Annotated in this window: 6 protein-coding genes and 2 pseudogenes; 2 read left to right on the top strand and 6 right to left on the bottom strand. The window is 64.0% G+C overall.

What is annotated here, in order from left to right; genetic code table 11:
• Positions 1-171: pseudogene (locus DTW89_RS18445) on the top strand (IS110 family transposase); the annotation flags it as partial.
• 30 nt (positions 172-201) lie between these two features.
• On the opposite strand, the gene DTW89_RS18440 reads toward DTW89_RS18445, so the two are convergent.
• From DTW89_RS18440 to DTW89_RS18425, 4 genes are all read right to left on the bottom strand, one after another.
• Positions 202-951: a hypothetical protein gene (locus DTW89_RS18440; RefSeq protein WP_024815236.1), complete on the bottom strand. Its 750-nt coding sequence runs from the start codon at positions 949-951 to the stop codon at positions 202-204.
• A 12-nt stretch (positions 952-963) separates the two neighbouring features.
• Positions 964-1,542 carry a hypothetical protein gene (locus tag DTW89_RS18435; RefSeq protein ID WP_114656996.1) on the bottom strand — a complete coding sequence of 193 codons (579 nt, stop codon included), beginning with the start codon at positions 1,540-1,542 and terminating at the stop codon, positions 964-966.
• Complete coding sequence (locus DTW89_RS18430) at positions 1,539-1,823, bottom strand: DnaJ domain-containing protein (RefSeq protein ID WP_114656995.1); 285 nt, start codon at positions 1,821-1,823, stop codon at positions 1,539-1,541. The genes DTW89_RS18435 and DTW89_RS18430 overlap by 4 nt, the downstream gene beginning before the upstream one ends.
• 63 nt (positions 1,824-1,886) lie before the next feature.
• Positions 1,887-2,600 carry a YebC/PmpR family DNA-binding transcriptional regulator gene (locus DTW89_RS18425; RefSeq protein WP_111866599.1) on the bottom strand — a complete coding sequence of 238 codons (714 nt, stop codon included), beginning with the start codon at positions 2,598-2,600 and terminating at the stop codon, positions 1,887-1,889.
• Positions 2,601-2,924: 324 nt separating this feature from the next.
• Here DTW89_RS18425 and DTW89_RS18420 point away from each other — a divergent pair, with 324 nt between their 5' ends.
• Positions 2,925-4,154: a nucleoside recognition domain-containing protein gene (locus DTW89_RS18420; protein WP_114656994.1), complete on the top strand. Its 1,230-nt coding sequence runs from the start codon at positions 2,925-2,927 to the stop codon at positions 4,152-4,154.
• A 151-nt stretch (positions 4,155-4,305) separates the two neighbouring features.
• Here the strand turns inward: DTW89_RS18420 and DTW89_RS18415 are convergent, their stop codons facing one another.
• Together DTW89_RS18415 and sbcB are read right to left on the bottom strand one after the other, a co-directional pair.
• On the bottom strand, positions 4,306-5,562 hold the full coding sequence (locus tag DTW89_RS18415) for a cystathionine gamma-synthase family protein (protein ID WP_114656993.1): 1,257 nt from the start codon (positions 5,560-5,562) through the stop codon (positions 4,306-4,308).
• Between the two features lie 147 nt (positions 5,563-5,709).
• A pseudogene (sbcB, locus tag DTW89_RS18410) lies at positions 5,710-6,125 on the bottom strand (exodeoxyribonuclease I); the annotation flags it as partial.

Raw genomic sequence — 6,125 nt, 5'->3', positions numbered from 1 at the left:
TTGACCGCGGCGCGCTACAACCCGGTCATCCGGGCGTTCTACGAGCGACTGAAGGCTGCAGGCAAGCTGCCCAAGGTTGCCTTGGTCGCCTGCATGCGCAAGCTGCTGACCATGCTCAACGCCATGGGCAGAACCGGCAAACCTTGGGACGCATCGCTTCATAGTGCTTGACTTTGAAGACGGTTACTCAGGGGGGACATGCTAAATCGCGGATTCTTCGTCAGAAGCGCGGGCCGCCGGGGTCGCCTTGCCGCGATCGGTGTCGCTGGTTTCAAACTTGCCGTCGTCTTCTTCGGCCAGCTCATCGCCCTCTTCCAGGCCCATGTCGTGGGCACGCGCCTTGGCGCGCAGCACCAGCAGCGTTTCGATAAAGAGGTCGCGGCATTCGTAGCGCAGCAGCCAGGCCAGCTGCATCCAGTCGCGGTCGGCCACTTCGTCCTGGTCGATGCGGGGCTGCACGTAGCCCGATGCCAGCAACTCGTCATCGCTCAAGGTGGGGCCGTAGTCTTCGGTGGCGTCAAAAGTGCCGGTGCGGGCAAAAGCCTCGATGCGGCTCCACTTCTCGGCAAAGTAATTGGCCAGGGCCTCGCTGCCGCCTTCCAGATCACCAATCGCCGTCAAAAACTCCACCGGGTCGGCGTCGTCCCGAAAAATAACGGCGTTGACCATGTTGCGCAGGTGCGTGTGGGTGAGATCCTTGTATTGCTTTTCCAGCACCATGGCGCGCGCAAACTGCTCGGGCGTGACCAGCAGGTTGACGACAGATGCCTTGGAATCGTCGTACTCGCGCATCACGGCCAGCACGTCTTTGGGTGCCAGCTGGTCCAGCACGACCATCAGGGCGTTGTCGCCTTCGGTGTCGGCCAGGTCGGCCAGCGCCGACTCGGCGCCCACGATGTCGCCGGCGGCAATCAGGCTGGTGGTTTTGGTGATGAGGGCCAGGTGGTTCATGTACGGAAAATCTCAGTCTTTGCGGTCAAAGCCTACCTCGGCCAGCCAGTTGGAGCTGGCCTCGTCACGGGTGCGGCTGTTGTGCGGGTCGGCAGCATCGTCAGCGCTCAGGGCGTTGTAGTCATCGTCGTGCTCGGCCCCATCCTCAGAATCTTCATCAGTATCGTGATCGGTATCGCCCTGCGCGGCCGCCGGTGCCAGGCGGGCATGCTGGTGCAGATACTCCAGCCCTGCCGCCACGACCATGAAAGCGGGTCCACCGGGCTCGCGCAAAACGGTTTGAGCCAGGCTGGCGGCCCAAGGTTCCAGCGAGACCGCGCCCGTCAGCGTGCCCCACTCGGGCAGGTTGTCGGCCCCCTGGCTGAGCAAGTACTCCATCACCGAAGGCTTGGCAAAACGGAAGCCCTGATGAAAGACCACCGCCACCATCTCGGGCGCCAGCTCCATCATCTTCACCAGGAAACCGATTTCAGAGCGCTTTTCTGCCAGCCGCTTGCGCAGCACATCCTTGCCCTCCGAGTCCGAAACCAGGTCGTCCAGCTCGGCCTGGTAGGCCGAACGCAAGTCATAAAAGTAGGAAGAAAGTTTCACTTGGGAAGAATGCTCTTGAAATAGGTTTGCCAGATCTCTTGTGCCGTCTGCAGCGGGTCGTCCAGCAGGTTGCGGCGGCGGTTGTCGTCGTAGGCCTGGCGGGCCTCGTCGTCCGACAGGACTTCGTAGGCTTTTTGCACGGCCTGAAATCGCTGCGCCGCGTCGGGCGCATCGTTTCTGTCCGGGTGATAGAACGAGGCTTTCTGGCGAAAGGCCTTCTTGATGTCGGACAGCGACGCGTTGGCGCTCAGCCCAAGGGCTGCGTAATGGTCTGCGGTCATGGATTGCTTACATGGGCGCGCTGGCCGGTGTAATGGCCAGCGCGCCAGGGCGGGAATAGGCGGTCAGCTGCCCAGGCTCACAAAGACGTTCTGCACGTCGTCGTTGGCATCAATGGCCGCCAGAAAGCTCTCAACCTCTTCGAGCTGCTCGGGCGTCAGGTTGGCGGGGTTCACCGGGTTCTTGGGCTTGTAGCCCAGCTTGGCCGACAGCACGGTAAAGCCCTGTGCCGGGAGTGCGCGGCTGACCAGGTCGAGGTCGGTCGGGTCGGTCCAGAAGGTGGTGGTGCCTTCTTCGTCGCCCGCTTCAAAGTCTTGCGCGCCGGCTTCAATGGCGGCCAGCTCGGGGTCGGCGCCGGGGGTAGCGGGTTCGGCTTCGATCATGCCCACATGGTTGAAATCCCATGCCACCGACCCCGAGGTGCCCAGCTGGCCCTTGCGAAACAGCACGCGCATCTCGGGCGCGGTGCGGTTGACGTTGTCGGTCAGGCATTCGACCATCACGGCCACCTGGTGGGGGGCAAAGCCCTCATAGATGACGCGCTCGAAATGGACGGCCTCGTCCCCGATACCGGCACCCTTCTTGATGGCGCGCTCCAGGGTGTCCTTGGGCATCGAGACCTTGCGGGCCTGCTCGACCACGAGGCGCAGGCGCGAATTGCCGGCAGGGTCGGCCCCGCCACGCGCAGCCACCATGATTTCCTTGGCCAGCTTGCCAAACAGCTTTCCTCTGGCGTCTGCGACTTGTGCCTTACCTTTTGCTTTCCACTGGGCGCCCATGGCGAATGTTCCTTGGTGTTGTGGCGCTCCATGAACCTGTTCAATGGCGCCTGGTTTTGTGTCTGGGCCGGCTGCACGCGGGAGTTTCCAGAGAAAACCTTGCACGCAACCGAACCCTGTAGATTACCACCCGGCGATTCGCCTCATCTTTTGGCATGTGGAGTGAACGAAGCGGGTTAACCTGCTGACTGCCCTCCGCGCCTCCAGTTCGACAGGGCACTGGCAAGCGCGGCCCCACCCCGCTGCAACGGGCCCATCTGCACAATGGATACCAGCGGGCGCCAACGGACGCTTTCTGACCACCATCCACACGGAGTTTCTTCCTTGCTCAACACCCTCTGGCTGGGTTTTTTTGTCACCGCAGCCATCGCCGCACTGTCCCAATGGCTGGTGGGTGACAACGCCCAGATCTTTGCAACCATGGTCGAAGCCCTGTTCTCCATGGCCAGACTGTCGGTCGAGGTGATGGTGCTGCTTTTTGGCACGCTCACGCTGTGGCTGGGTTTTTTGCGCATTGCAGAAAAGGCCGGCATCGTGAATGCCCTTGCGCGCTGGCTGGCGCCGCTGTTTGCGCGGCTCATGCCGGGCGTGCCGCGCGGCCACCCGGCCCTGGGCCTGATGACGCTGAACTTTGCCGCCAACGCGCTTGGGCTGGACAACGCCGCCACGCCCATGGGTCTGAAGGCCATGCGCGCGCTGCAAGAGCTGAACCCGCATCCCGACACCGCGACCAACGCGCAGATTCTGTTTTTGGTGCTCAACGCGTCATCGCTCACGCTGCTGCCGGTCACCATCTTCATGTACCGCATGCAGCAGGGCGCGCCCGACCCGACGCTGGTGTTCCTGCCCATTTTGCTGGCCACGTCTGCCTCCACGCTGGTGGGGCTGCTCAGCGTGGCGGCGGTGCAGCGGTTGCCCCTGTTCAGCCCGGTGGTGCTGGCCTATCTGCTGCCGGTGGCCCTGGCACTGGCAGGCTTCATGGCGCTGTTGACCACGCTGAGCGCGGCGGCGCTGGCGCAGCTGTCTTCGCTGCTGGGCAACCTCACGCTGTTTGCGCTGGTGGTGCTGTTTGTCTGCGTGGGCGCCTGGCGCAAGGTGGCCGTGTATGAGGCGTTTATCGACGGCGCGAAAGAGGGTTTTGATGTGGCCAAGGGATTGCTGCCCTACCTGGTGGCCATGCTGTGCGCTGTGGGGGTGTTTCGCGCCTCGGGTGCGCTGGGCTATGTGCTGGATGCCATCCGCTGGTGCGTGGAGCTGCTGGGCATGGATGCGCGCTTTGTCGACGCCCTGCCCACGGCGCTGGTCAAGCCGTTTTCGGGCAGTGCGGCGCGCGCCATGCTGATCGAAACCATGCAGAGCCAGGGCGTGGACAGCTTCGCCGCGCTGGTGGCCGCCACCGTCCAGGGCAGCACCGAAACCACGTTTTATGTGCTGGCGGTGTACTTTGGGGCGGTGGGCATCCAGCGGGCACGCCATGCGGTGGCCTGCGCGCTGCTGGCAGAGCTGGCAGGGGTGGTGGCCGCCATTGTGGTGTGCTACCGGTTTTTTGGCTGAAATTCAAGCAAAATTGGCCTCCAGCCCTTATCCATAAAGCGCAAGCAGCTATTATTAATATAGCAACCAAGGGTTTTGGCACCCGAGGCTGCGGTCCCTGCGAATGGTCTGGCAGCGCTTGCGCCCGGACACAGGGCGCAGTGGCGAGCGATCAGACCACCGCAATGGCAGCCAGCGCCTGCTCAAAATCGGACTGCAGGTCCTGAAGCTCTTCCAGGCCGACCGACAGGCGAATCATGCTGTCGCCAATGCCCATGGCGGCCCGCACTTCAGGCCCCGCCTCCCAAAAAATGGTGTGCGCCACCGGAATGATGAGCGTGCGCGTATCAGCCAGGCCCGTGGCCTTGATGGGGAGCTGCAGGCGGTTGCACAGCGGCAGGCACTGGGCGGGGTCGCGCAGTTCGAATGACAGCAGCCACGAGCCCGCCTTGAGGTGCTTTTTGGCCTGCGCATATTGCGGGTGCGACTCCAGCAGCGGGTAATGCACCCGCGCCACGGCAGGGTGCTGCTCCAGCCACCGGGCCAGGGCCAGCGCGGTGGCGCTGGTGCGGTCCATGCGCAGGGCCAGCGTTTCGGCGCCCAGCGCCATCTGGTGCGCGGCATGGGACGACAAGGCGCCGCCCATGTCGCGCAGGCCTTTCTTGCGCACCTGTTGCAGACCCCAGCCCTTGGCATTGCCCTTGCGATAGGCCGGAAAGATGTTTGGGTAAGTGCTCCAGTCAAAAACACCGGTGTCGATCACGGCGCCGCCCAGCGCATCGCCCTGCCCACCGATGCTCTTGGTGAGCGAATGCACCACCAGCCCCGCTCCCACCGTGCCCGGACGAAACAGATACGGCGAGGCCACCGTGTTGTCCACCACATAGAGAAGCCCGCGCTCTTTGCACCGTGCGCCAATGCCTTCGAGGTCGGGCATCTGCGTGCCGGGGTTGGCGATGGTTTCGACAAACACCATGCGCGTGTGCGGCCGCACGGCGGCAGCCACCTGCGCGGCATCCGTCACGTCCACCGTGGTGACCTCGATGCCCAGGTCGGCCAGGGTGCCAAACACGCTGTTGGTGTTGCCAAACACGAACTTGCTGGCCACCAGATGGTCCCCCGCCTTGAGCAGCGTAAGAAAAATGGCGCAGATGCCTGCCATGCCGGTGGAAAAGACGATGGCGCCCTGCCCCTGCTCCATCTGCGTGAGCTTGGCCTCCAGCGCCGCCGTGGTGGGAGTTCCCTGGCGGGCATAGTTGAAGCCGCCCTTGGCGGTGCCCTGGAACACGGCAATGAGGTCTTCCACCTTGTCAAAGCCGTACTGCACCGAGGTGTGAACAGGCTGGTGAATGGCGCCATGCTCGGCACCGCCCCGCCGGTCGGCATGCACGATCTGGGTGGTGAAATGGGGGTTGTGCAGTGTCGTCATAAAAGGTTGCGGATGATTGTCGGCTTGCAATGGGCGCTGTAGCGTGAAACCGGCGCGCCCCAAATGCCAGCGCACCCGTGGAACTGGCTTTGCCAGGCCACTGGGTGCGTCCCCCTCGGGGGGAAGGCGCGCAGCGCCTCAGGGGGGTCAGCGTTCAGGCGCGATGTGCTCGGCGTAATCGTACAGGGCGCCCAGAATCTCCTGGGTGCGGTCGTCGTCGGCGGTTTCCGAGATCTGGTCGATCTCGGTGAACAACTGCTCCACGGTGCGCGCCCCGCCCGCACCGTCGAACAGGCAGGCGGCGCGGTGCGCCTCCCAGCGCTCGGCCTCTTCGGGCGACAGGGTGTCGGGGAAGTTGCGGGCCCGGTAGCGCCACACCAGCTCGGCCAGGCGCGGGTCATCAAAGCCCGTGCGCGCGGTGGCCAGTTTCGCCCCTGACAGGGTGCGCAAGTCGTTCAGGTGGCGGCGGTCGCTGTTGCCCACAAATCCGCCATACAGGTCCTGGTCCACATCGGGGGCGGGCTCGGCCGGGCGGGCAAACACCGCGGGCCAGATGCCGCTCA

Source organism: Acidovorax sp. BoFeN1, from assembly GCF_003345135.1.
GTDB classification, from domain to species: domain Bacteria; phylum Pseudomonadota; class Gammaproteobacteria; order Burkholderiales; family Burkholderiaceae_C; genus Acidovorax; species Acidovorax defluvii.
Note: the sequence above shows the minus strand (reverse complement) of the source record. Positions and strands in the feature narration are given on the sequence as shown.

Coding starts and splice junctions, on each gene's coding strand:
- DTW89_RS18440 (WP_024815236.1), bottom strand. CDS start 951: ATGAACCACCTGGCCCTCATCACCAAAACCACCAGCCTGATTGCCGCC.
- DTW89_RS18415 (WP_114656993.1), bottom strand. CDS start 5,562: ATGACGACACTGCACAACCCCCATTTCACCACCCAGATCGTGCATGCC.
- DTW89_RS18425 (WP_111866599.1), bottom strand. CDS start 2,600: ATGGGCGCCCAGTGGAAAGCAAAAGGTAAGGCACAAGTCGCAGACGCC.
- DTW89_RS18430 (WP_114656995.1), bottom strand. CDS start 1,823: ATGACCGCAGACCATTACGCAGCCCTTGGGCTGAGCGCCAACGCGTCG.